Genomic DNA, 25201 nt, shown 5'->3' with positions numbered 1-25201 from the left:
TGCCTTCGTCAGGCTATAAGACTTCTTCCGCGTTCGCTTTTGTTGCGATTAGGTACCCGATGTCCAGGAGTTGGCGTATTCTACTTGCTCTGGAGTGAGGGAATCGATCGCAACGCCCATTGCTTGTAGCTTTAAGCGAGCGATTTCCTTATCTGCTTCGACCGGAATTGAGTGAATGCCTGGTTCCAGTTTGCCTTTGTTGGTTACGAGATATTCGCAAGCCAGCGCCTGGTTAGCAAAGCTCATATCCATTACAGCGCTAGGGTGCCCTTCGGCAGCAGCCAAATTGATCAGGCGACCTTCACCTAACACAACAACTGATTTGCCGCTCTTGAGGCGATATTCTTGCGTAAAGTTGCGCACGTCTTTAACATCCGTTGCCTGTGCGCCTAATGCCTTAAGGTCAATTTCAATGTCGAAGTGACCAGAGTTGCAGACGATCGCGCCATCTTTCATTGACTCAAAGTGCTCACCCCGAATGACGTGCTTGTTGCCCGTCACGGTAATGAAGATGTCGCCATATTTTGCAGCTTCTGCCATCGGCACCACGCGGAAGCCATCCATGACTGCTTCGATCGCCCGTACTGGGTCAATCTCAGTCACAATGACGTTGCCACCCATACCGCGTGCACGTAGGGCGGTACCCTTACCGCACCAGCCGTAACCTGCTACGACGATCGTCTTTCCTGCTAAAAGAATGTTCGTTGCCCGGATGATGCCGTCCAGGGTAGATTGTCCGGTGCCGTAGCGGTTATCGAAGAAATGCTTGGTATCGGCATCGTTGACGTTGACGGCTGGAAAGGTGAGCACGCCAGCGTTGAACATGGCACGGAGACGCACAATCCCAGTAGTCGTTTCTTCGGTTGTGCCGATCAATTCAGACAACTGCTGCTGACGTTCTTGCACCATTGTTGCCACGACATCACAACCATCATCCACGATGATATTGGGTCGGTGATCCAGGGCAATTTGCACGTGGCGCAGGTAAGTCTCGCTATCTTCGCCACGTTGGGCAAACACAGGAATACCGTAGTCTGCTACCAAACTTGCCGCGACATCATCTTGAGTCGAGAGCGGGTTGCTAGCAATTAAGACGGCATCAGCACCGCCGCTTTTGAGGGCGATCGCTAGGTGTGCTGTTTCAGTAGTGATGTGGCAGCAAGCGACCAGCCGAATACCCGCCAAAGGCTTTTCTTTTTCAAACCGTTCTTGAATTTGCCGCAGCACTGGCATTTCTCGTCCTGCCCATTCAATCCGCTGCCGTCCTAAAGGGGCGAGGGACAAATCTTTAACTTCATGTTTTTGCTCTGTTGGGCGAACAGGGGTAGCGGTCATAAATGAATTTCCTTGAGATTGAATACGGCTGAACTGAGTCGTTTCGTCACGTTTTTTCTGAAGCGATCGCACAGTACAGCAACTTGCGGCGGCGATCGAAAGACGTTGCAGAAATTTTTAGAGAAGTACCACTCTAACCTTAAGCGATGATCCGAATTTCATCAATTCGTGAGCAATGATGCCTGAGCAAGCGCGATCGACTCCCTATGCCTCGCTTCATTCTAAGAACTCACAAATAGTGAGCGATCGTGTGACAAGGCTTTGGTATGATAGTCTGGCTAGATAAGCGGATGTGGCGGAATTGGTAGACGCGCTAGATTTAGGTTCTAGTTTCGTAAGAAGTGAAGGTTCAAGTCCTTTCATCCGCATAGCTCAAAAACATAGAGGGCTTATCTCTGATATAAGCCAATTGCTTGCAAGATTTCTGCTAACGAATCAGCTTCGGCGGGTTTGAGCAGGTAAAAATTAATGCCTAGCTCATAGGCGCGGGGTAGGTCACGGTTGCCGTAAGCGGTTAAGGTAATAATCGGCAAGTCTTTGAACTGGGATTGCTCGCGTATCCATTTAAGTAGATCTAAACCCGACATACCTGGCAACCGCAGGTCAAGCACAATCAAGGCGGGTAAGGGAAATTGAGAGCGATCGCTATAAGGTGCCTTTCCCTCAAGGTAGGCAACCGCTGCTTGTCCTGTTTCAACCACTTGAAGCGAAAATTCTGGACCCAGTTGGTGGAAGGCTCTTTCTAGGGGGAAACGATCGGATGCCTCATCTTCTATGACCAAAACTGTCTGCTGCTGTCGTGCTTGTAGTTGCGTCATCTTGATTTTTCTCTAGAAATTCAAACTGTCTTAGCTGAGCCTGGCTTTTGGTAAACGATTAAAAAGAAGCCAATAAAGACCAATAGCTCGCGCCATTTCTAGTAATTCAGTTGGACTCGGCGGCTTGGCTAAGTAAGAGTTGGCTCCTGCGGCATAGGCTTGATCAATATCACTTTGTTGCTCAGACGAGGTCAAAACCACTACAGGCAGGAGTTTTGTATCAGACTCGTTTCTCAGCCAGTTAAGGACATCGAAGCCGGAGCGTCGGGGGAGTTTAAGGTCAAGTAAGACAAGCACTGGTAACGGATAGCAATCCCGATTGTGATAGGCTGCTTGCCCGCTTAAGTAATAAATAGCTTTTTCGCCATCGTCTACCACCTGCATCGGGTTAGTAATGTCCGCTTTGCGGAAGGCTCGCTGAATTCTAAAGACATCCGCTGGATCGTCTTCTACAAGCAAAATTGTAGAACTGTGCAGGCTATTCACGGCTTCACTCCTTGTAACTCCACCCAGAAGTGGCTTCCTTTACCAAACGTGGATTCTACGCCCGATCGCCCACCTAGACGTTCTACACCTTTACGAACAATGGCTAGACCAATGCCAGTACCAGGGTAAGCATCTCTAGCGTGTAACCGCTCGAAAACTCCAAAGATCTGCTGTTGATACTGTGGTTCAATGCCAATGCCGTTGTCTTCGACCCAAAGACGCACCTGGTTCTGCTTTGCTTCAGCCCAGATGTAAATTTGTGGCTTACTTGCCATGGTTGTAAATTTAGCGGCGTTAGACAGCAAGTTAACAACGACTTGCACGAGGGTAGAGTGATGTCCCAGCACTTTAGGTAAGGGTTCGGCTACAGTGATTTCAGCTCGTCGTTCTTTTAAGGCTGACTCTAGTTGCGCTTGAGCCTCTGCTATCACCTGTGTCAAAGAAACGGGGACAAGCTCAATCTCTTCCCGACTCAGGTGACTATACGCCAGCAAGTCTTGGACAAGGTTATTCATACGGTGAATGCTTGCAATGACCTGATGAATGTAATCTTGCGCGACTTCATCTAATTGCGCTCCATAATCTTCAATCAGCGCTGACGCATAGCCTTCAACGCCTCTCAGCGGTGCTCTCAGATCATGAGCCACTGTGTAAGAGAACGCTTCTAACTCGTCATTGGCTGCTTGCAAACGCATAGTACGTTCTGCCACTCGCTGCTCCAATTCAGCTGCATATTGTTGCAGTTGCGATCGCAACCTCGACTGTTGAATTGCGATCGCTAACTGAGCCGCTACTTCACGGAAGACTTCCTGCTTCTGAGCATCGAAAGCATCTACTGGGGTAGCAAACCAATGAAGATCACCGATCGAGTTCCCTTCTACGCGCAGAGGCACCGTTAGGAGACTGTGATAACCCTTGGCTAATAATGCTTCTAGAGCCGATGAACGATGAGGCAGGGTAGAGATGTCTTGGACGTAGCAGAGAGAGTCACTGCATTCAAGCGAGTTTAGTGCCTCTTGCTCGGTCATGAGTACGATCATGCCAGCTAATTCTTGATCAACATCCTCCGCTAAAACCTGGGTTTCGTTGAGGTCAGAACTAGACTTGAGCAGAATAACTGCCCCTTCTTTGTAGGCAGAAATGCCTTTCAGCTTGGATAGCGTTTCATGGGCTAACAACTCAACCGATTGCGCGGCTAAAATTGCCTGGTCAATCTCATGCAGAATTTTGAGGCGCTCAGCCGATCGTTGTACCGATTGAGTTTGTTCATGAGCTACCTTCAAGGCGTCTTCGTAAAGACGAGAAACTGAGTGAATTTGACGCCAGATAAAATAGGCAAGTATGGCTCCAAGTACACCAGCCAGCACAAGACTACTGCCAATCACCGTTTGGGTCGTACGTTGCACCATTGCAGAGCGGGTCGTTCGCAGTTGCTCCTCTGTTTGAATAAACTGGCTCATCTCTTGCCGAATTGCAACCATGACCTGATTGCGCTTCTTTAAGACTGCTCGTGGTTGCGCTACGTTATTTTGTTTGCCAGCGATCAACGAAGGAATATAGCTGCTCCACTGTTGATATTGCGTTTCAACCTGAATTAAACGCTGACCCTGGGACGGGTTGTCTGAAACCAGATCGACTAGGTTCTTGAATGAAGGTTCTACCAGTACCTCTGCTTGTTTATACGGCTCAAGCAGTTCGGCTTCCCCCGTGAGTAAATAGCCTCGCAGCCCAGACTCTACCTCCGAAAATAGTCTTTCCACGCGGTTTGCTTGAGCAATGACCTGATCGGTATGCTCAACCCACCGCATCACGAATAGAAGACGACTGATCTGCCAAATAGATACGCCTGCCAAGAACAGCATGAGCGAGACTGGCAGCGCGATCGTGCGGATGAGGCGACGTCTGAATGATAGTTGGGGCGTCAGAGTACTCGACATACTGTCATCTTACTGATTCAGCTCAATCGAACCCTACTGAAAAAGACAGTAATCTACTCAATGCATTGGATCGCTGGATCGCCAGGGCGCTTTAGCATTTGATCGTAAGTATGCGTTTGTAACGCTATCCTCAGCAGTAGGAAACAGGCGTAAGCTAGATGATTCATTGAGGAGACAGTTGCTCACTTCGCTTAGAATTGGTGCTACCAAACGTCGAGTGTGATGGAAGACCGTTCATGAAAAGCGGTAAGCAGCGTCGTCAAGAAATTAAAGCCAGACGAAAGAAAGCAGCAGCCCAAACAGTTGCTCAACAAGTGGCTGAACAAGCAAAATTGGAAGTAGCACTGGGTGGAGTCTTAGTTGATGGAGCTGCCCTTGCTCCAGATAACAGCTATGGTGCACCAGACTTTGTTCAACGTGGCTATTACCTCGATCGCCCATTCGTGTGCCAAGACTGTGGCGTGAGGGCGATTTGGACAGCAAGCCAACAAAAATGGTGGTACGAAGTCGCTAAAGGCGGCGTATGGACAACAGCCATTCGGTGCCGACCCTGCCGGGTACAAGAACGAGAGCGTCGTCAGACAGCACGTCGGCTTCATCTGGAAGGACTTGCCCGTAAAAAAGGTATAATGCCTAATCCTGAGTCAGACTGTCAGGAGTGAAAGATCTAACCCTCAGGATATCAGCCCGCTTTGGCTAACCAACTCTTCAAGAGCATCCCGGAATTTTATCTCTGTGCAGTGTAGAACTGGTTAAGCAACTGAGTGTAATTACTGAAGCTGCTTTTAGAGAAAGAATTTAGTTTGATCGTGCAACAGCTAGAACTAGCATTTGCAACAGTTTGATCACCAGACTTTGCTCCCCATTCACCAATCAAAAAGCATATCAGTCTGATTAAATGGGCTTGGAAAAGTGAGCAAGTTGAATTAAATATAAAAGACTTTTAGCTGGCTGATATTTCTTAATAGAAGCCGGAGCAATTATAAATTTTTTTATTGAAAAATCAAGGAAAAGCTTGCTTCTTCTTTTGCTATAAAAGATGGAATCAAGCAATAGATGAATTGGAAATATCTGAAAAAGATTAAGACAGTTACTATTACGAAGAATTAGAGCTTTAACAGCCTTAATCAAGATGAACGATTATGCCAAACAGAGTGAAAACGCTTCTCTGCTTGACTTTTGGCTTTGTGTGGGAAGCTGATGAAAAGCAGTGTCAAAGTATCTTCTAAGTTTATTTTTGTTCGCAGAAATCACCCCGACGGGTAGCAGACTTTCAGATTATTTCAGCCAGAATTGATTTGTAAAGGCATTGAGCCTGGAGTCAAACCCCACACTCGGAGATTGCAAAATATGGAACTTTCAACGTTTGAACTGTTAGTAAAACCGATCGCACCACGTTTTCCTGCTACCGTTCCTGGCAGTGGTGCTATTACGGCTGTTGCTCGACGTGCTGTGCAAGGTTACTTCCTCACTATTAGCAATTTAGAAACCAAAGATCTCACGTTTCGATTGGAATTTGTCATCAGCAAACCTAATCCGGCTGACCCCGATCGCACGTTGTTCAATAATGCTGATTTGCTGGTTGATATTGCTGGAGCTAACACATCGATCGCCCTTTCTGGTGGCGTGACGGCTACTAGCTTTAGCGGTTTCTTCCGCTTACCAGCAGGACAAACTGCCTCGGTACAGCTTTTGCCCAAGTTGTCTTTGGGTCTGTTATCTGACCCAAACCCCGATTTGGAAATTCGTGGTTATGTCAAACTGACCCTACCTGCTCTGTTCAAGAATATTAGGGAAGGCTTTGTGTCTCAGAGTGCTACGCCTGCCAAAGTGCTGCTCAACCCAGAGATTCGTGGCACGTTTTTGCCTAACAACTATCCCGCCACCCTGACTGGGGACTTTGACCAGATCAACTATGCGTTGGCGATCGCGTCTGGCAAAGCACTTAATGAAGTTGCACCAGAGCCAAGTCGCCCGATCCTCATCGGTCCCATTCTGACGGATGTGCTGGCAGAAATGACGACTGAGGTTCCCCCTCAATTTATTGAAGGCACACCGCTAGAGCAAGCACAGTCATTGGTTGGCTTGATGGCTCAATTAGATTTCAGCCCTGAAAACCTCCAGAGTTTCAGCGATCTGCTGTCCAAGCTAGAAATTCCCATTCAAGTCAGCCGGAAGTAGCTTCAAACTGATCGCGCTACGGTCAACGGGGTCATAGACATTGCTATTCAATCTCTGTGCCCCCATTCTCTAGAAGAAAACTTATGCAGCCCTCTTTTCGCTTTCAACCACTTTTGTTTAGCTGGGTTGCCTTACATCCCAAGCCCAAAGGTGTCATTCAGTTCATCGGCGGCGCTTTCTTTGGCTCTTTTCCTACGCTGTTTTATCGCTATTTCCTGAGCCAATTGTTTGAGGCAGGTTACACGATCGTTGCCTTGCCGTTTCGGTTTACCTTTCGGCACTGGTCAGTAGCGCTATCACTGCTGGACGAACAGCAGCGTCTTCAACCAGAAATTATTGCTCTGGCAGCGCGATCGGGCTATGAGACTGACATATATCAGCATCCCGAAAACTACACCTGGATTGGACACAGCCTGGGTTGTAAATATATTGCCTTGCTGGAACTGTTAAGCGGCGACCAGTGGCAAGCCAATCTGCAAGCCTGCACCTCGCCTCGGCAAGCGCAGGTACAAAGACAGCAAATCAACAATCGCCTTGGTAGCCGGAGCGCCATTCGCAATCAGCGATCGCTGCTACTGGCTCCTGATATCAGTGACACTAAAAGCGCCATTCCGATCAAACCTTTGGCAAAGCTATTGGATCGTCTGGGCTTGGGAGTGTTGCCCGATCGTCAGCAGACCTTATGCCTGATCGATCGCAGCCGCCTCTTTAACCTGACTGGTCTCATTTCGTTTGATCACGACACTATCGCGGGCAGTATTAACGATCAAGACGAGGCAACCAGTGATGTGCTGTGGTTGGTCAAGCACTTAGAATGTCAGCACTTGATACAGACTGAACTAGTTGGAAAACATCTGGAGCCGATCGGGGTGCGAATTAGTCAATGGATTGTTGATCTCAATCCTCTAGACAAGTTCATTAAACCCCTATGGCTACGGGATCTTGAGCCGGTAACGTTGGATATTCTTAAGACGTTGGAGGAACGTAGTAGGGCGTTGAGTGGAAGGGTGAAGGTGAAGGCGTGAAGGCGTGGAAGGGGCAGTTAAATGCTGGGCTGGAAACTGTCCCAAAACTTTGCTGCTCTACTACGGGCAGCTTGTTTAGGGGTGAGCGATCGCGCTTAAATGACACATAGCACCTCAAGCTTCAAGATTATCTATTTAGTCTGATGCTACGTGACTGAGCTGCCAGCGCTTAGTTAGAGATAGGCAAGTTTCCAGGGCAGCAATAACGTCGATCGGCCTAATGACGACCCGTACAAGGGCAAGGCTCCTGGTGTTCAGTTTGACGCCTCGAAACTTTCCAGCACTTTCTTTGTCCGGCGAGCCATCGGTAAAGCAAATGGAAAACTGTCTAATTGAGATAAAATTTGTATGAGAAAGATATTAGGAAATATATGACATCCCGTCCTAAACTTGCTAAATCGCGATATGTAATTATTGTGTCAGTTGCAGCTACGTTTATCTTCTTTGCTAGTTATATGCTGTGGGGGAAAGTTTCAGGTTCGCTTCTGCAAGTTTTTACAGATTTATCGCGAAACAATGGAATTGGTGCAAGTTCTGGAATGTTGGACTTTCAAGTGGTTACAGCTATTACAGGTTGGAACGGCAGGCTTTCTTTTTGGAAACTGGAGTTACCAAACTGGCTGGTTCCTCTATCAGCGATAGGAGCTGCAACAGTATGCTGGCTAAAAGAATTAGACCTATGGGATGCCCCTGCCATCATTCCTATTGGGCTAGCAGCATATGGTTTTTTGCATTCTAGTTTTTTCTTACATACACTTCTGACGGCTAATGGTAATGAAGGGATTATTGGAGTAGGCAGTTTATTAACATTTTTCTCCTGTATTGTGATGCTTGTTGTTCTAATAAAGCAATTTGGTCGTCAAAAGATTCTTTAAAGTTTTGAGTAACCGATATGTGCCAGAGAGTAATTGTTATTCTTGTCTAATTAAGTAGAACACTGCATAACCCAGCGCAGTCTTGGCAGCGATTTACTCCTTAAGCCTAAACTGGGAGGATGCTAAGTCGTAGCAAGGCGTAAGTTGATAGCACTTTGACAGTCTTGCTAAACAAGGATAGTTTTGCCTATCGTGATGAAGTTTATCCATCTCAGATTTAGCCGATAGATTGCAGCAAACAATCATGTCAAAATCATTGCGTTACCAGTGGAGCTTTTGAAGGTCTGGGCGATCGCCTTCGCCTCTAAACTGATCGCTGACTACCAACTATACAAATGCCTAACCTTCCACCCCTAACTACCGAAACCCTTTGGGCGATCCTTCACGACACGCTGGATGACGCGACGGTGAATCAATTGGTGTGGCATTATTTGGGCTATCGTCGGGATGATGCAAGCGCTCGCTGGGACACCACTGCTGTTGCGCCTGATTGGCAAGAAGCGTATCCTGAACCGCCAGACTTTATTGAGAACCGTCCGCCAACGGTGAAGCTAACACGATCGATTCCTGCTGAAAACAAGCAACTGCTGAAGGACAAGCTGGGGTTTCAGGGCTACAAGGTGAATGAGTTGGTGCCACGGAAGACGAGACGGGCGACGATCGCCAACTGGCTGCTCAGCTATATGCACCAAACGGGTATTGATGCTTAACCTTACGTGGTCATGACTGCCAATCCGTATGCCTGGCTTGAGTCTGCTCTCACGACGATTCATCGAGCGGACTGGTATCGCTCTGTGCAGGCGATCGAGGGGCGTTCTGGCGCAGTTGTGCAGATAGCAGGGCAACCTGTACTTAACTTTGGCAGTAATGACTATCTGGGCTTGGCAGGGGACGATCGTCTGATACAAGCCGCGCTCGCTGCCACGCAAGCGTACGGCACAGGTAGCACTGGTTCTCGTCTAGTCAGTGGGCAGCGAGCACTGCATGAGCAGTTGGAACAGGCGATCGCCAGTCTCAAGCAAACCGAAGCCGCCCTGGTTTTTAGCTCTGGCTACCTGGCGAATCTGGGAACCGTAAGCGCACTAGTAGGCAAACGCGATCTGATCCTGTCAGACCAGTACAATCATTCCAGCCTCAAGCAGGGTGCTGTTCTCAGCGGTGCCACTGTGCTGAACTATGCCCACTGTGATGTTGTTCAACTACAGCAGTTGTTGGAGCAACATCGCGAACGTCACCGTCGTTGTCTGTTGCTGACTGACAGCGTGTTTAGTATGGATGGCGACCTGTGCCCATTACCAGAGCTTTTGGCATTAGCAGAAACGTTTGATGCCATGCTGTTGGTGGATGAAGCCCACGCTACAGGTGTATTGGGCACAACGGGCGCGGGCTGTGTCGAGCATTTTGGGTGTACGGGTCGGGCGATCGTGCAGGTCGGCACCCTTAGCAAAGCGCTGGGTAGTTTGGGCGGTTATGTCGCTGGTTCAGCCACGTTGATCGACTACTTGCGGAACCGTGCGGCTGGCTTCATTTACACTACAGGGCTGTCTCCAGCCGATACCGCCGCCGCACTGGCAGCCGTAACGATTGTCCAGCAAGACCCCGATCGCCGTGCCCAGCTCTGGCAAAACGTAACGCAGCTCAAGCAGGCGCTCCAGCCATTGAGTCAACAACTTACAGCCACGACTGATACAGCAATCACACTTCTACCGTCTGAATCACCCATTTTATGTTTGCAAGTTGGCAGTCCAGCGATCGTGCTGCACCTCGGAACCTTGCTGCGGCAAGCAGGCATCTTTGCACCCGCTATCCGCCCACCGACTGTGCCGACCAGCCGTCTGCGTCTCACGCTCATGGCTACCCATGAGTGTAAGCATTTACAGCAGTTCACGACGGCTCTAAGCCAGGCAATGCAGGTACGATGGGACGGATAGCCAACCCTACTTATCGCTGACTGCTCTGATCTTGCTAGAATCGCCAGTGCCGTCCTCAACGCTTTGTTGCATCGCTGTTCAAGCCAATGACTCAATCTATTGCTGACCTTCGTCAAAATTACACATTGCAAGCGCTGAACGAGGCAGATGTTGACCCTGATCCCATCCAGCAATTTCAACGCTGGTTGGATCAGGCGATCGCCGCCGAGTTACCAGAGCCAAACGCCATGACCCTTGCGACCGCTACTCGTGATGGCATTCCTTCTGCTCGTATTGTGCTGCTCAAAGGCTTAGATGCGCGTGGCTTTGCCTTTTACACCAACTACGAAAGCCGCAAAGGGCGGGAACTGGCGGACAATCCACAGGCAGCGCTAGTTTTCTTATGGACAGTGCTGGAGCGCCAGGTGCGGATTGAAGGACAGGTAGAAAAGGTGACAGCAGCAGAAACAGATGCCTATTTTCAAAGCCGACCTTTAGCCAGCCGATTGGGTGCCTGGGCTTCTGAGCAGAGCCGTGTGATTCGCGATCGCGAGGTGCTGGAAAAACGGTTTGCTGAGTTGAAGGCGACTTATGCCGATGAAACAGTTCCCCGTCCGCCGCATTGGGGTGGCTATCGAGTCATTCCTCATCAAATCGAGTTTTGGCAGGGACGCACCAGCCGTTTGCACGATCGTCTCCGCTACCGTTTGGAAGAAGGCAATTGGCACCTGGAACGACTGGCACCTTGAGGGCTTTTCAATATATTTTTTGCTAAAGAAACCTGCTGCTCAGGGTGCTTAAGCCTACCGTGCTTGTCCTGGTGTATTGCCTGACTGCCCTGGCGTCGTACCTGCCTGCCCTGGAGGTAAACCACCACCTTGTCCTGGTGTATTGCCTGACTGCCCTGGCGTCGTACCTGCCTGCCCTGGAGGTAAACCGCGTCCTGGTGTGTCGCCTGCTTGTCCTGGTGTATTGCCGACCTGCCCTGGTGGTGGACCGCCGCCTTGCCCCGGTGTATTGCCGACCTGCCCTGGTGGTGGACCGCCGCCTTGCCCCGGTGTATTGCCGACTTGCCCTGGTGGTGGACCGCCTTGTCCTGGTATGTTGCCGGTTGGCACTGTGCCAGTACCAACTGACCCTGGAATTGGAGCCGTCCCTGCTGCTGAGTTAGGCGGTGTTGGAATCGCTACTGTTGGGGGAAAGGCAGTTGGTAAGGCAAATGTTGGGGATACGAATAAGTAATTGTTTGGCAAGGCGCTCGGGCTAGCAGGTGCAGTTAGCTGATCTAAAGGTCTGATAGACGTTGTTTGGTTTCCCTGGGAGGCATTGGCGTTGGGAGCTAGCGGTTGCCCATCTGCTGCTGTTGCTCCGTTAAAAATTCCAAGACTGGCTTGTGTTTTTACAGCCTCAGAGGTTTCTGTACGGACTGCCGCGATCGCCTGATCAACTAGTGTGCCAGTACCATTGCTAGGTGCAGAGCGCTGCAAATCCAGCCCGTTTACCAAGTCGCTACTGTCATAGAACGTCTTTAGGTCAAAGCGATAAACCTGCTCAATTCGATCCTTAACGACAACTGCAATCTGCCCTGCTTCTAGCGGTTGCGTTTGAGTGCGATCGCGGTTGGTAATTTCAATGCCACTGTCGGTGAGTGCCCCAATCAGGGTTACGTCTGTATCGGGAAGGTAGCGCACAAACAGCGCCGACCCACGAATGCCAGCGGCGGCATTGGGTGTTTGAATACGAGTTTGCCCACGACCCGGCGGCACTAAGAGTAGCAACGTCCCGTTCGAGAGGTTAAAGGTGCGAGTCTTTGGCAGAAAACGAAACAGCGCTTGCCCACCGATCCTTGCTAAAGAGCCATCATTGAAGCGAAGTTCTGCAAGTGCAGCACGAGCGGTCGAAAGCGCATCACCAGGAACCAACGTATCGCGAACTTTTGCCGATCGCCGTGCTTGATTTTTTAACAGTAGCTCTACCTTATTGCGCAATGAAGCAATGACTGCGCGATTAAGCGGCACTTCGGCGTGTGCCACGGATGGCAGCAACACTGCTGCACCCCAAATGCTAAGGGCTATGCATGGCGCAAAATGGCTAAACATAGATCTTTTAACCATGAGTTCCAACCCGCTAAGAAGGCATTAACTTTGAGTTGACTGATGAAGCTGACTGTAGTGCTAGCAACCCTATAGGCTTTCGATCGTAGTCTAGTGATGGGTTATATAGGTCATATCTTCAACAAGTCTTTTTCATAACCTCACATTCGGGCTAACGCTCTAACGTCCTGCTTTTCTTACGGTAAAGGCAATCGCAGTGTAGTAATGATTCAAGTAACTTGCTATAACAACCAATCAGCTCCCTCAACAGGTAGCCCTAAGTCTTTGTACGAGGGAGATTTAGGGCTTCGTGCTCAGACAGTAAGTTTTACATCTAGCTGAGTACTGACGTCGAAGCCTGTCTATCTCTAAAACATTCTCAGTTTAATGACGCAACTGGCTCTTTCTCGGCTGCTGTTGCAATAAGCGCTACGTCCACCTTCTGATCACCCGCTTGGCTAACGGTTGCTTTCACGCCGGGTCCAAAAAAGCCTGCAATTTTGTCCTGCTTTTCTTGCCAAACCTCAAGGGGAATTAAGGGCGACTCAAACTCCAACACCAGTGTATAAGCCCCCTCTGTTTCAACCTCTTGTACCCCTACTAAAACAGGACATTCTTCATCGGTAGGGCTTAACCCAAGGTGAGTCAGGGAACTGTCGAGGTGTGCCCGTTGACCGTAGCGATAGCGGGTTACGTCTTTACGAATCTGATTTTGGGTTGCGGTTGCCTGTTGCTCTCGTAAGGTCAGCACGCTGGCAGGGGTCGGTTCTCTAAGCGGTACTGGGTGCAATTCAGACGCTTTTAGCGCTAGCCCTCCCAGTAGGAGCGGAATGCCATAGAAAAAGCCAACCAGGTTGAGTGTTGCATTATCGACAACAAAATATGCCCAAAAACCAACGACGGTTAAAATGCCACCAATGCTTAGACCCAGCGTACCCAAAGAAGTTCGACGTAGCATAGAGTTAAAGATCTAGCAGGTGAGTCAATATTTATTCTAAGTTTATTATCCGTCTCTTAGGGCAAAACGACCGCGCGATCATGCGAATGCGTCCCTGCTCTGCACGTCTCTTGCGATCGTGGGGCTGTCACAAAGATAGCGGCAGCGTTTTGCTAAAGCCGGGATAGTGGGTTAACGCGAATGCTAGACGGATGACGATGGCAGCCTTAGACTCGTGTCATAAGGGTACATAGACAGATGCGACCCGCGATCGTTGGCTTTAATTTCCTCACTTTGGGCGCTTCTATGTTTAAGAATGAAAAACGTGCCGCTGAAAAAGATTCGCTGCTAGAACAGATCAATGCCCTCAAGCGCGAAGATGAAAAGCTTTACAACATCCTTGCTGTGGATATCTGGGCACTTGCCAAGACAATGGATGAATTTCAGCCAGGCTTTTGGGCGGCGTTTATGAAAAATCGCGATCGAGCGCTCAAGCGGTTTATTGAGGAAGTGGTGAAAAGCAAGCCAGCGGATGTCAAACGTCCACCTTATCTACATTAGGAAAAGATACCTTTGGAAAAGGCAATCGGTCTCTTAAAAGACTTCTGAGAAAGAATGTACCGCTTGTAAGGGGCAGGTTTTACCAGAAGCTTTGCTCATAGCCAACCACGTTGGTAGCAAACCTGCCCCTACGGGTATTTTGTTCACTAGAAATCTCCTTGGAGGCAGCTTACTAACCGCTTACTGTCTTTACAGTCGATTGTGAATAGAGGCTTTACAATAGGGACGTATTAGCTGCCTCATAAGCCACCATCAAGAAAGGACGTGCCAATGATTAATTCTGAAACTCTCCGAGAACGCATTGATCTGATTCAAGGTAAGCGCGAAGCCTTAGTGCGCTTGCTGGAACAACCAGATCTTGGCACCCTCAGAATTGATGTTAATCAGGCAATTGAAGAAATTGATGATTTGTTGGATGAATTTCAGCAAACGTTTCCCGAGGCGCGATTAGGTTAGCGTTGACTCCACTGCTAGCTAATTGCGTGAAAGCGTTTAATTAGCAGGACGCGATCGCCCCACCTCATTCACTGCGGCGATCGCTACATCTTTGCAGCCCGTTGGCTAAGTTGTCTGACTGTTGCAATCAGTTCTTCTGTGGTAGTGTCTTTCTTCCGAAAGGCATCAATCTTTGCGGTCTGCAACATGACCTCGGTTTGGGGGTCATCTAGAGAGGAGTAGGCAAGAATCTGCACAGTTGGGTTGGCGCTTTTGATATGAGTAGAAGCACTCAAGCCATCCATTACGGGCATCTGGAGATCTAAAACAATGACATCAGGATGATGTTGTCTCACCAGGTCGATCGCTTCTTGCCCATTACTTGCTACCCCTACTAGCTCCATATCTTGCTGATTCTGAAATGCCAAACTCAAGCTGAGTCGGGTCAGTTCATGGTCATCAACAATCAGAACACGGATAGCGGAAAGGTCACAGGTCGTCATTCTAGCCCTGCTAAATTACTAAACATCAAGGGGATTTAGTTTAGAGTTTAATCTGCGATCGTCTTAATCGCCTCTGTCATCCGAGCGAACCCCGCTGATCAGCTGACGTTTGCATAAAAGAAGGGTTGGGATCAACAGCATATCAAGTTTCAGGTCAACGCTTTCTAATCAGGTTGTGCCTCAAAGCGGTCTCTAAGCGTAATTCTGACTCAATTTAAGCTCATACCAATTTAAATTGAGCAAATATCGCTTTTATAGGGGCGATCAACGGTTTGCTTCGATAAATGATTGGTTAACGGGCAAAATTAAATTGTTTGAAGAACCTGTAAACCTTGTTGAGGCAATGAGCGTAGCCATCTTTAACCCAGCAGTTTTACCACTTGCAGCAGCCACACGTATCGTCCCTCCCGCATCTGGGTGGCTATCATAACTAGCGTGTGGCGATCGCCCAGTGATGAACCGCGTTAGCGAATCCAGTCTTTAAGCAACGCTTGACGACGTGGGTGCCGTAGCTTACGCATGGCTTTTGCTTGAATTTGACGTACCCGTTCTCGCGAAAGTTGATAGAGTTCACCGATTTCAGTGAGGGTGTAGTGCTGTCCATCTTCAAGCCCAAAGCGCAGTTTGATGATGTCACGTTCGCGATCGCTAAGATGATCCAAAACAGAATTGAGGCGATCGCACAGCAATTTATGATCCAGGCAATCGTTCGGCGCAATATTATCTGCGTCTTCAATTAATTGCATGAGTTCTGTATCTTCTTCGCGCCCGACCCAGGCGTGCAGTGAGAGTGTGCCCTGGCTCACGTCCAACACTTGCTCTAGCTTGTCTTCATCAATTTCCAACGCTGCTGCTAGTTCAGCTTTGGTAGGCTTGCGTCCGAGTGCTTGTGAGAGTGTTTGACGGGCTTTGCGAACCTGGTTCAGCTTCTCGACCATGTGGACGGGCAGCCGCACGGTGCGCGACTGAGAGGCGATCGCACGGGTAATACCTTGACGAATCCACCAGTACGCATAGGTTGAAAACTTGTAGCCACGCTCGTAGTCAAATTTTTCGGCTGCTCGCATCAATCCCATTGCACCTTCCTGGATCAGATCCAAAAACGGTACGCCACGATTGAGGTATTTTTTGGCGATCGAAACAACGAGGCGTAAATTCGCTCGCACCAATTTCCGCTTTGCTTGTTCGCCTCGATCGCCGCCCTTCACAATTTCTCGTGCTAGCTCGATTTCCTGTGCTTGAGTCAGCAGAGGATAGCGTGCCATTTCACGTAAGAATAACCCGACTGAATCATCGGTCAGACCCAGACGTTCAGCTTTGGTTGGTTTATAGGGAACCTTGTCTGGAACTGGATCGTCGGGATCTAGCTCTTCAATTTCGGTTAGATCGATCGCAAAATCAAGTTCAGCAACTTCTGATTCAGCAGAATCAGTTTCAGGGAGATCAGAAGACAATTTAGCAGTCATACACGCTCAAATAAAACTCTCGGAAAGGATGTAAAATTGCCTCCAACTTTAACAAAGAATCTCGAAAATGCTCACTTTTTTTGAAAAAACTTTCTAAACTTTTGTGTTGAGATTGAAGCAATCAATAATGGACGATAGCAACTCCTTAAATTTTTGTCCATTTTATTTTTGACGTTGTACAATCTTTTGTTCCCTACTACCCAGTGAAACTATCTTGCGATCAGCTTTTTTTACGTACCTAACGTGTGGTTTAGTAGCTGGCTGATCAACAATGCAGTTGCGTTCAAGAGTGAGCAGAACCGTGTTGATCGGTTTTGCTCTGTGCAAGTTGTCTCCACAGCGTTAGCTGCTGGAGGCTGATTGCCGCTATTTCATTCGTTAGTTCGCCTCGGATTCCTCTCTGCCTTGAGGAAAAATTCTGCCACCATCAAAACGACTCAAAAATCTCATGCTGCTTTTGCACTTTAGACATTCCTGGTTTTTTAAAAAACGTCTTGTGCTGTTAGTTAGCATGAGCTTTATTGCGCCGATGGGTTACATCATTCGCTTCGCTCCAACACCAACATTCGTATGGTTGAATGATGCACTTGGCAGCATTGCTTACGAAGTTTTCTGGATTTTGCTTGTTGCTTTTCTCTTGCCGCGCATTTCTTTGCGAGCAATCGCCATTGGCGTTTGTCTCACCACTTGCGGCTTAGAGGGGCTTCAGCTCTGGCATCCACCATTTTTAGAGGCGGCTCGCGCCACTGTAGCAGGACGGCTCGTTTTAGGCAATACCTTTAGCTGGATTGATTTTCCTTCCTACATAATTGGCAGTTGGCTTGGCTGGCTCTGGGCGCGATCGATGCAATGGTTGCAAGTGTAGGGAGAGAGGGAAGAGTAAGGGAGTGGAAGAGTGGAAGAGTAAGGGGGTGGAAGGGTGAAGGGATGGTTGTAGGTGAGGCAAACTACTTTAGACTGTGGGTTGTAGGCTGGTGGGGTGTGGGTTTTTGAAGCCTAAACTCAAAGCTGCACTTGCAAAGCTGCAATTTAAATTGGACGCTGGAGCAGAGTTATGGATGTCAAAGCCGCTGTTGCGCTAGAAGCAGGCAAGTCACTAAGCATTGAAACGGTGCAGCTTGAAGGACCTAAAGCTGGCGAAGTGCTGGTCGAAATCAAAGCTACAGGCGTTTGCCATACTGATGCTTATACCTTGTCTGGTAAAGATCCTGAAGGGCTGTTTCCTGCCATCCTGGGGCATGAGGGTGCAGGCATTGTGGTCGAAGTGGGTGCAGGCGTGACATCACTGAAACCGGGAGATCATGTCATTCCTCTGTACACACCGGAATGTCGCAACTGTGAGTATTGTTTGAGCCAAAAGACTAATCTCTGTCAGGCAATTCGATCAACCCAAGGACGTGGTGTAATGCCTGATGGTAGCAGTCGGTTTTCGATCGATGGTCAGCCGCTCTATCACTATATGGGCACGTCCACTTTTGCAAACTACACGGTGTTGCCTGAAATTGCACTCGCTAAGATTCGGGAAGATGCCCCCTTTGAAAAAGTTTGCTACATCGGTTGCGGTGTTACGACAGGTATTGGCGCAGTCGTTAACACCGCCAAAGTAGAATACGGCTCTACTGTCGTTGTGTTTGGTTTGGGTGGCATTGGGCTAAACGTGATTCAAGGTGCCCGCATGGTTGGCGCAAAGACGATCGTCGGCGTAGACCTGAACCCTAAAAAGAAAGTGCTGGCAGAAAAGCTGGGCATGACTCACTTTGTGAATCCCAGTGAAGTTGAAGGTGATCTGGTGGCACATTTAGTCGAGTTGACCAAGGGTGGAGCCGACTACAGCTTTGAATGTATTGGCAATGTCAACGTGATGCGGCAAGCGTTGGAATGCTGTCATAAAGGCTGGGGCGTGAGCGTTATCATTGGCGTGGCAGGTGCAGGGCAAGAAATCAGCACGCGACCTTTTCAACTGGTAACAGGGCGAGTGTGGAAGGGTAGTGCTTTTGGTGGAGCTAGAGGACGCACGGACGTACCCAAAATTGTGGATTGGTATATGGAAGGCAAAATCAATATTGATGATCTGATTACCAATGTGATGCCGATCGATCGCATCAATGAAGCCTTCGACCTAATGCATAGTGGTGAAGGCATTCGTACTGTGATCACGTTTTAGTCAGTAATGAAAAAGCGATCGGTGTTGGTTTACCCACATCGATCGCTTGCCGCTTCCTCTCTTTGGCACCGCTCAACTACCAGTATCAGACGTTATAGCATGCAACTATTCAGTTGCTACTGTCTATAACTGGTTGCAATAGAGAGGCTAAATTCTGCTCTTGCGTCGTCTTGGCACGGGGGATACGTCTAGCGGCGATGGCTGCTTACGTGAGCGCGATGGTATCACGCTAGTTTCATGCTCAAGTGTTGATTTCGCAGCGGCTTTAGGGCGACCTCTGGTAGGCTTGGGCGGTGCAAGCGTTGGCTCTACTGGGGTCTCTGCTGTTAGCGATGGCTCTGAGGTGCTGGAGTCGGTGGGTTCTGCTACGGTGTCTGCGGTGTCGGACGATCGCGTTTCAGTGGCGGCTGGTGTCGCGTCTACGCTGACCGACTTTTTCGCTGAACCTCTGCCTACTTTTGCTTTCCGTCTGGCAGCCGACAGATAATTTCTGAGCGTGGAAGCGCTGATCTTGGCACCGTTGCTGGTCAACAACGCGGCAAGATCATCCATCGTTTTGCCTTCTTTGAGCAGTACGGTGAGTTGTTCGTGCTGCTGCTCAATCACTTCTCGCGATGTTAGTTTTGCAGTCGATGGGTCAGAGAGGCTCTTCAACAGAGTATCCGTTGCTTTGCTGGGCGACGTTAGTGCGGGTGCTTTTGCTGAGGACTTTGCCTTCGTTTGCTGTGCTTTGGGTGCGGAAGTTTCAATCGGCGAAGCGCTCGTTTCATCACTTTGTGGCTCTACCACTGTGTCAACAGCACTGTCACTGCTTTCAACCGCGATCGTTGGAATCGTATTTGTTTCAATTGGAGGCAGCAGCAGACCTTGAGCAACGCCTTGCTTGCGCCAATCATCAAACGATGGTAACCCTGCAATGCGCAAATGGCGAATTTGCTCTCGCAAAACATCATCGGAATTACGCAGCGTTGCTTCGCAGACAAATTTGAGATATTGATACTCAATTTCTGCTAGAGCTACTTCCACATCAACAGTTTGAAAGGAAATTTTTCTGAAAGCTGTGAGATCTTGAGGCACGCGGTTCTCCTTATACGTTGAGAGGATGGTTGAAAAAATGCTTCTTGCCAGCGTCGTGTGAGGATGCAAAACGACACAATTCAAAAATGTTGCTACAGGGGCTAGTGCCCCTTTACTAATGCCTTTCAGCCGACTCAAGTAGATTCTCTAGTCACTAAATGAAGCCTCAGTCCGTCAAAACTGCACGATAGCGAAATAATTTTATGCGTCAATCTAAGACAACTTTTACACTTACTGCCGTTATACTGCCTCTGGCTCTAGGTTGAAGCAAAATTTTAGTCAGTTTTGCAATCGCAACAACAATTTGGTCAGTTCAACAATCAGCCTCATTAACTCACAAAACTTTTTGCTAGGTGCTTAAAACCGTAGCTACAAGGGCAAAACTGTGTTGGTGGATAGTCGAAACTCTAAATATATGACTGAGGCTGTAGAGGCACACTTTGTCTTGATAAACCCATGTTATCTTGACTAGCCCCAACAGTAGATGGATGAGGGTTCTAGACTTTTAGCCAGTCAACTCAATAATCAGCTTTAATTTGTCTGCTGATGACTCAAGACGATCGCTCAAGCCTTTAAACATTTAATCAAGTAATGATGCGGATGTCTCCTGCGACTGAGTTTTGTTAACGTTTGGTTTATTCTTTCTCACGCAGCCACGACCAACCACCATGAGAGCTTTACTAATTCCACTGCTGCTTCCAGTTTTGCTGGCGTCAACATCTTGTACTCAAGCAGTGCTCTCTGCAAAAGCCATTGACGATCGCCCTGCGTCTCTCAAGCCTGCGATCGCCAAGCCTGTTACCGCACCGCCCACGATCAAGTCACTGGCAGGAACGTATAAAGGTGTTGTCGATGAGCAGTGGTTAGCAAAGTTTTTGGAGGAAGAAAGAAAAACTGGCTTGAGTGACAAGGAATTAAAAAGACTTGCAGAGTTTGCCCGACATATGTTTGAAGATTGTGAAATCACTCTCCATGCCGATAGCGGCTTTGACTTTCAGGATCTTGACGCTAAGAAGGTGCAGGGCAAAGTCAAGGTTAATGGCAACCAACTCCTTCTCGTTGATAGTGCAGGCAAACCGATCAGCATCAAAACAGATGCCGCCATCAACGTTTCCACAGCCGTGGCTCTCAATGCCTCAGCCGATAAGAAAAAATTACTGTTTTACAATCCCCGAAATCCCTCGCAACTGCTGCGTGTGTATGTGAAGCAGTAACGTATCGGCGATGAAAAGGATGCGCACTATTTTTAAGCCAAAAGCTCTTTGTACAGTCATCATACGAATTCCGTCGGTCTTGCTTCTGCTGCCAGTTTTGGTGCTATTGGGCGCGTGTACTCAAACTGTACCGTCCGCGATCGCCACCGACGATCGTCCCGCATCTCCTAAACCCGCGAGCGCCTCTCCTGTTCCTGCACCACTCACGATCGAGTCACTGGCAGGAATATATAAAGGTGTCACTGATGAGCAAGACTTAGCTGTTCAGCAGAGAGAATTTGAAAAGCTGGGCGCAAATGTGCCACTTGAAATGCTTGAGACAATGAGCCGTCAAATAGCTGATCAGATGAAACTAACAATCAATTCTGATGGCACGTTTGAATCTTCGTTCGCCACTAATAAACAGCGTGGCAAAGTCAAAATTGATGGTAACAAGCTCACTTTTACTAACGACCCAATTAAACCCATTAAAGGTGTAGATAGCTCAACTAAAGCTCCTAATTGTGCCGATTGTTGTACGTTCACTCTAAATGTCTCAACTGACAGGAAAACGTTATTGCGTGATGATCCCGAGAATTCCTCTAAATTCATTCCTACTTATGTGAAGCAGTAACACATTTGTACGCAACAGATCCTCAACTTCTGATGAAAGCGAGACGGGTGGCATAGCCCTGTCATAGAAGTCGGGAATCTAATCCTTGCCGCGCAACTGTTACGAAAAAGATACGGTTTGGCAAGTTGTCACTATTTTTAATAAAAAAGCGGTTGGCTGTGGTCAGAGAGCAAAGAGTCAGCCGCAATAGATGGATAATTGCATACGTTTCAGCGTCTCGATCACGTGTCAGCAAGGGTTACAGTGCTGCTAATCCCTGCTACGTCGGCTGTGAGAGTGGTGGCTGTGGAGTGAGAGCGGTGATCGAGTTGTGGTGAAGGGGCGATCGCAGCAAAATTCCGCCAGAGTAAACCTCTCAGCGGATTTTTCTTTATTGTCTATTGTTCCATTTTCTATAAAAAGCAAAGGTTAAAACTGATTACGGTGCGTTTTTCGAGGCTGACAGGCGTTTATGATTTCACTGTAAGAGATGGGTGATTTCAGGGAAGCCAAGGCTCTCTTTTATAGACCTGTTCATTATTGGCAGCCCTTTCCTTTGCGATGGAGTTGCCCAATAATGACTTCATTGCCCAGCGGCGATCGCCCAGATGACACGACACGATTAGGAGACTAACTAGAGTGAAACTCGCAGTTTACGGCAAAGGCGGCATTGGCAAATCCACGACAAGCTGCAATATCTCAGTAGCACTGGCGCGTCGTGGCAAAAAAGTACTGCAAATTGGTTGCGACCCCAAACACGACAGCACCTTTACGCTGACTGGCTTTCTCATTCCCACCATCATCGACACGCTGCAAGAAAAAGACTATCACTACGAAGATGTGTGGTCTGAAGATGTCATTTACAAAGGCTACGGTGGCGTGGACTGCGTGGAAGCGGGTGGACCGCCAGCCGGTGCAGGCTGCGGTGGCTACGTTGTAGGTGAAACCGTCAAGCTGTTGAAAGAACTCAACGCCTTCGACGAATATGATGTCATTTTGTTTGATGTGCTGGGTGACGTAGTGTGTGGTGGCTTTGCGGCTCCCCTCAACTACGCCGACTACTGCATGATTGTGACCGACAACGGCTTTGATGCTCTGTTCGCCGCCAATCGAATTGCAGCTTCCGTCCGTGAAAAAGCGCGCACCCATCCCCTACGTCTCGGCGGCTTGATCGGCAACCGTACCTCCAAGCGTGACCTGATCGACAAATACGTTGAAACGGTGCCCATGCCCATTCTGGAAATTTTGCCGCTGATTGAAGATATTCGCGTATCGCGTGTGAAAGGCAAGACGCTGTTTGAAATGGCAGAAACCGATCCGTCGCTCAACTATGTGTGCGATTACTACCTCAACATTGCTGATCAAATTCTGGCGCGCCCTGAAGGTGTAGTGCCCACCGACACACCCGATCGCGAACTATTCTCGCTCTTGTCTGACTTCTACCTCAACCCTGCCAAGCCACCTGTGCGGTCAGAAGAAGAATTAGATCTGATGATGGTTTAAAGGAAAGTTATGAGTGATAAGTTTTGAGTGATGAGTGGCGACCAAACTCAAAACTCAAAACTCAAAACTCAAAACTTCTTTACCCCGTGAATACCGAGCAAATCCGCCAGTCGGTGCGAGAGAAATGGCTGACCTACTACGCTGAAAATCGCCAATGGCTATCGCGTTTAGGTATATGGGTCAACTGTGATGGTCAACGCCGTCCGTCTTCTGGCTTCATCCTGGCAACTCTCTCAGTGTTAGAACCCCGACTTGCCCAACTGTTGCCTCTGGTGGTCGATCTGAGCAATAACCCCGATCGCATCGTGATGGCATTAGGGCTGAACTTCAACCCCGAAGATTATGTAAACACGATCGCCGCCCAAAATGGCAAAGCCAATAAAACTGCCAATGGGGCTGTCAGGATGCTCCCCGCTGCTTTAAATGAGATCAACATCCAGGCAAGCAAGCTCCCTAAGAAAGCACCTGCCCAAATCGACGAAGACTGCCGAGGCTCCCGCGATCGACGCGATTAAGCCTCCACCATCTTCTGTACGGGCAGGTTTGTCGATCCCCTCTGCTACTAATCAAGTTGATTCCTAAACCCGCCTCTACCAACCATTAACAATTCCTTCTAGAGAGGACACTGACTCATGACTCTTGCCGAAACTGAACCGCAAGCCCTGAACTTTGAATGCGAGACAGGCAACTATCATACCTTCTGCCCCATTAGCTGCGTCGCATGGCTCTACCAAAAGATTGAAGACAGCTTCTTTCTAGTTATTGGCACCAAGACCTGCGGCTATTTTCTGCAAAATGCAATGGGTGTGATGATCTTCGCTGAGCCACGTTACGCAATGGCAGAACTGGAAGAGGGCGATATTTCTGCCCAACTCAACGACTACGAAGAACTGAAGCGGCTGTGCGTACAGATTAAGCGCGATCGCAACCCCAGCGTTATCGTTTGGATTGGCACCTGCACCACCGAAATCATCAAAATGGATTTGGAAGGGCTAGCTCCTCGCTTAGAAGCTGAAATTGGGATTCCGATCGTTGTAGCGCGCGCGAACGGTCTAGATTATGCCTTCACGCAAGGCGAAGATACCGTTCTGGCTGCAATGGTTAACCGCTGCCCCGAAAAACCACCCGCTGCGGAAGGCGACAAAGAAGAGCGTAACGCGATCGCCAAACTGCTTAACTTCGGTCGCAAAAAAGAAGAGATTGCCACCTCAGACTCTGAGTATGTGGATCATCCGCCGTTGGTGCTGTTCGGTTCTCTACCCGATCCCGTTGTCACCCAATTAACGTTGGAACTCAAGAAACAGGGCATCAAAGTCTCTGGTTGGCTACCTGCTAAGCGCTATACAGAACTACCTGTGATTGAAGAAGGCTACTACGTGGCGGGTGTTAATCCCTTTCTCTCGCGTACTGCCACGACCTTCATGCGTCGCCGTAAGTGCAAGCTGATTGGCGCACCGTTCCCGATCGGTCCTGATGGTACTCGTGCCTGGATTGAAAAAATCTGCTCGGTGTTTGGTATTGAACCGAAAGGCTTGGACGATCGGGAAGCGCAAATCTGGGCAGGGATGGAAGATTACCTGCAACTCATTCGTGGTAAATCTGTCTTCTTCATGGGTGACAACCTGCTGGAAATTTCCCTCGCCCGATTCCTTATCCGCTGCGGCATGAGTTGCCCTGAAATCGGCATTCCTTATATGGACAAGCGCTACCAGGCAGCAGAGCTGACGCTGTTGGAGAAAACCTGTCACGAAATGGGCGTTCCCACTCCCCGTATTGTTGAGAAGCCTGACAACTACAACCAGCTTCAGCGCATTACTGAACTAAAGCCTGACCTGGTGATCACTGGCATGGCACATGCTAACCCCCTGGAAGCGCGTGGCATCAACACGAAATGGTCGGTCGAATTTACCTTCGCCCAAATTCATGGCTTCACCAATGCCCGCGACATTCTGGAACTAGTGACACGTCCCCTTCGTCGCAACAACAACCTCAAAGATCTCGGTTGGGATAAGTTAGTGCGGGAAGAAACGAAAGTCTAGTCGATCGTCTTTCAAATAAGTTGGTTTCCTTTGTAGGGGCGTTCCGTGGA

General features: G+C 48.8%; 25 protein-coding genes and 1 tRNA gene. 17 read left to right on the top strand and 9 right to left on the bottom strand.

The window, feature by feature from the left end; all coding sequences use genetic code 11:
* Positions 1-48: 48 nt before the first annotated feature.
* Positions 49-1335, bottom strand: coding sequence for an adenosylhomocysteinase (gene ahcY / locus H6F86_RS04880; RefSeq protein WP_190446980.1), 1287 nt, complete (start codon positions 1333-1335; stop codon positions 49-51).
* A 286-nt stretch (positions 1336-1621) separates the two neighbouring features.
* On the opposite strand from ahcY, the gene H6F86_RS04875 reads away from it, so the two are divergent.
* Positions 1622-1703 (top strand) — tRNA-Leu (locus tag H6F86_RS04875).
* Between the two features lie 21 nt (positions 1704-1724).
* On the opposite strand, the gene H6F86_RS04870 is transcribed toward H6F86_RS04875, so the two are convergent.
* Genes H6F86_RS04870 through H6F86_RS04860 form a run of 3 tightly spaced genes read right to left on the bottom strand, consistent with a single transcriptional unit; the run spans position 1725 to position 4576 of the window.
* The gene (locus H6F86_RS04870) at positions 1725-2153 is read right to left on the bottom strand and encodes a response regulator (RefSeq protein WP_190446979.1); all 429 of its coding nucleotides are present in this window, start codon (positions 2151-2153) and stop codon (positions 1725-1727) included.
* Between the two features lie 30 nt (positions 2154-2183).
* Entirely contained in the window at positions 2184-2639 is a 456-nt protein-coding gene (locus H6F86_RS04865) for a response regulator (RefSeq protein ID WP_190446978.1), read from the bottom strand.
* Positions 2636-4576 (bottom strand): CHASE3 domain-containing protein, encoded by a 1941-nt coding sequence (locus H6F86_RS04860; RefSeq protein ID WP_199305068.1) that lies wholly within the window; start codon positions 4574-4576, stop codon positions 2636-2638. Before H6F86_RS04860 ends, H6F86_RS04865 begins: the two co-directional genes overlap by 4 nt.
* 236 nt (positions 4577-4812) lie before the next feature.
* Here H6F86_RS04860 and H6F86_RS04855 point away from each other — a divergent pair, with 236 nt between their 5' ends.
* From H6F86_RS04855 to pdxH, 7 genes are all read left to right on the top strand, one after another.
* Positions 4813-5238 carry a zinc-ribbon domain containing protein gene (locus H6F86_RS04855; RefSeq protein ID WP_190446977.1) on the top strand — a complete coding sequence of 142 codons (426 nt, stop codon included), beginning with the start codon at positions 4813-4815 and terminating at the stop codon, positions 5236-5238.
* Between the two features lie 688 nt (positions 5239-5926).
* Entirely contained in the window at positions 5927-6757 is an 831-nt protein-coding gene (locus H6F86_RS04850; RefSeq protein WP_190446976.1) for a hypothetical protein, read from the top strand.
* An 83-nt stretch (positions 6758-6840) separates the two neighbouring features.
* A complete protein-coding gene (locus tag H6F86_RS04845) occupies positions 6841-7782 on the top strand; it encodes a DUF1350 family protein (RefSeq protein WP_190446975.1) in 942 nt (313 codons plus the stop codon).
* A gap of 371 nt (positions 7783-8153) precedes the next feature.
* Positions 8154-8657 carry a hypothetical protein gene (locus H6F86_RS04840; protein ID WP_190446974.1) on the top strand — a complete coding sequence of 168 codons (504 nt, stop codon included), beginning with the start codon at positions 8154-8156 and terminating at the stop codon, positions 8655-8657.
* Positions 8658-8992: 335 nt separating this feature from the next.
* Complete coding sequence (locus H6F86_RS04835) at positions 8993-9367, top strand: DUF1823 family protein (RefSeq protein ID WP_190446973.1); 375 nt, start codon at positions 8993-8995, stop codon at positions 9365-9367.
* Positions 9368-9379: 12 nt separating this feature from the next.
* Positions 9380-10588, top strand: coding sequence for an 8-amino-7-oxononanoate synthase (gene bioF, locus H6F86_RS04830; RefSeq protein ID WP_190446972.1), 1209 nt, complete (start codon positions 9380-9382; stop codon positions 10586-10588).
* An 86-nt stretch (positions 10589-10674) separates the two neighbouring features.
* A complete protein-coding gene (gene pdxH / locus H6F86_RS04825) occupies positions 10675-11316 on the top strand; it encodes a pyridoxamine 5'-phosphate oxidase (protein ID WP_190446971.1) in 642 nt (213 codons plus the stop codon).
* A gap of 54 nt (positions 11317-11370) precedes the next feature.
* On the opposite strand, the gene H6F86_RS31465 is transcribed toward pdxH, so the two are convergent.
* Together H6F86_RS31465 and H6F86_RS04815 are read right to left on the bottom strand one after the other, a co-directional pair.
* Positions 11371-12681 (bottom strand): FecR family protein, encoded by a 1311-nt coding sequence (locus H6F86_RS31465; protein WP_206756005.1) that lies wholly within the window; start codon positions 12679-12681, stop codon positions 11371-11373.
* A gap of 358 nt (positions 12682-13039) precedes the next feature.
* A complete protein-coding gene (locus H6F86_RS04815) occupies positions 13040-13618 on the bottom strand; it encodes a DUF2854 domain-containing protein (protein WP_190446970.1) in 579 nt (192 codons plus the stop codon).
* Between the two features lie 285 nt (positions 13619-13903).
* On the opposite strand from H6F86_RS04815, the gene H6F86_RS04810 reads away from it, so the two are divergent.
* Entirely contained in the window at positions 13904-14158 is a 255-nt protein-coding gene (locus H6F86_RS04810) for a hypothetical protein (protein WP_190446969.1), read from the top strand.
* Between the two features lie 273 nt (positions 14159-14431).
* Complete coding sequence (locus H6F86_RS04805; protein WP_190447063.1) at positions 14432-14614, top strand: hypothetical protein; 183 nt, start codon at positions 14432-14434, stop codon at positions 14612-14614.
* Between the two features lie 83 nt (positions 14615-14697).
* On the opposite strand, the gene H6F86_RS04800 is transcribed toward H6F86_RS04805, so the two are convergent.
* Both H6F86_RS04800 and H6F86_RS04795 read right to left on the bottom strand, forming a co-directional pair.
* Complete coding sequence (locus H6F86_RS04800; protein WP_190446968.1) at positions 14698-15096, bottom strand: response regulator transcription factor; 399 nt, start codon at positions 15094-15096, stop codon at positions 14698-14700.
* 464 nt (positions 15097-15560) lie between these two features.
* Positions 15561-16562, bottom strand: a complete 1002-nt coding sequence (locus tag H6F86_RS04795) for a sigma-70 family RNA polymerase sigma factor (protein WP_190446967.1) — start codon at positions 16560-16562, stop codon at positions 15561-15563.
* 496 nt (positions 16563-17058) lie between these two features.
* Here H6F86_RS04795 and H6F86_RS04790 point away from each other — a divergent pair, with 496 nt between their 5' ends.
* Both H6F86_RS04790 and H6F86_RS04785 read left to right on the top strand, forming a co-directional pair.
* Positions 17059-17427 carry a DUF2809 domain-containing protein gene (locus tag H6F86_RS04790; RefSeq protein WP_347240085.1) on the top strand — a complete coding sequence of 123 codons (369 nt, stop codon included), beginning with the start codon at positions 17059-17061 and terminating at the stop codon, positions 17425-17427.
* A 189-nt stretch (positions 17428-17616) separates the two neighbouring features.
* The gene (locus H6F86_RS04785) at positions 17617-18726 is read left to right on the top strand and encodes an S-(hydroxymethyl)glutathione dehydrogenase/class III alcohol dehydrogenase (RefSeq protein ID WP_190446965.1); all 1110 of its coding nucleotides are present in this window, start codon (positions 17617-17619) and stop codon (positions 18724-18726) included.
* Positions 18727-18873: 147 nt separating this feature from the next.
* Here H6F86_RS04785 and H6F86_RS04780 read toward each other — a convergent pair whose 3' ends face one another.
* Entirely contained in the window at positions 18874-19803 is a 930-nt protein-coding gene (locus H6F86_RS04780) for a hypothetical protein (RefSeq protein ID WP_190446964.1), read from the bottom strand.
* 734 nt (positions 19804-20537) lie between these two features.
* Between H6F86_RS04780 and H6F86_RS04775 the strand changes: the two genes are divergently transcribed.
* The 5 genes from H6F86_RS04775 to H6F86_RS04755 all read left to right on the top strand — a co-directional run bounded on the left by H6F86_RS04775 (position 20538) and on the right by H6F86_RS04755 (position 25151).
* Positions 20538-21017: a hypothetical protein gene (locus H6F86_RS04775; RefSeq protein WP_190446963.1), complete on the top strand. Its 480-nt coding sequence runs from the start codon at positions 20538-20540 to the stop codon at positions 21015-21017.
* A 19-nt stretch (positions 21018-21036) separates the two neighbouring features.
* Complete coding sequence (locus H6F86_RS04770; protein WP_190446962.1) at positions 21037-21630, top strand: hypothetical protein; 594 nt, start codon at positions 21037-21039, stop codon at positions 21628-21630.
* 618 nt (positions 21631-22248) lie between these two features.
* Positions 22249-23112: a ferredoxin:protochlorophyllide reductase (ATP-dependent) iron-sulfur ATP-binding protein gene (gene bchL / locus H6F86_RS04765; protein ID WP_190446961.1), complete on the top strand. Its 864-nt coding sequence runs from the start codon at positions 22249-22251 to the stop codon at positions 23110-23112.
* Positions 23113-23198: 86 nt separating this feature from the next.
* A complete protein-coding gene (locus tag H6F86_RS04760) occupies positions 23199-23627 on the top strand; it encodes a DUF5331 domain-containing protein (RefSeq protein WP_190446960.1) in 429 nt (142 codons plus the stop codon).
* Positions 23628-23744: 117 nt separating this feature from the next.
* Entirely contained in the window at positions 23745-25151 is a 1407-nt protein-coding gene (locus H6F86_RS04755; RefSeq protein WP_190446959.1) for a ferredoxin:protochlorophyllide reductase (ATP-dependent) subunit N, read from the top strand.
* The last annotated feature ends 50 nt before the right edge of the window (positions 25152-25201 follow it).

The sequence above is a fragment of the Phormidium sp. FACHB-592 genome, from assembly GCF_014695795.1.
Classification (GTDB): Bacteria; Cyanobacteriota; Cyanobacteriia; order Leptolyngbyales; family Leptolyngbyaceae; genus Stenomitos.
The sequence above is the reverse complement of the archived record's forward strand: the minus strand, read 5'-3'. Positions and strand labels throughout refer to the sequence as shown.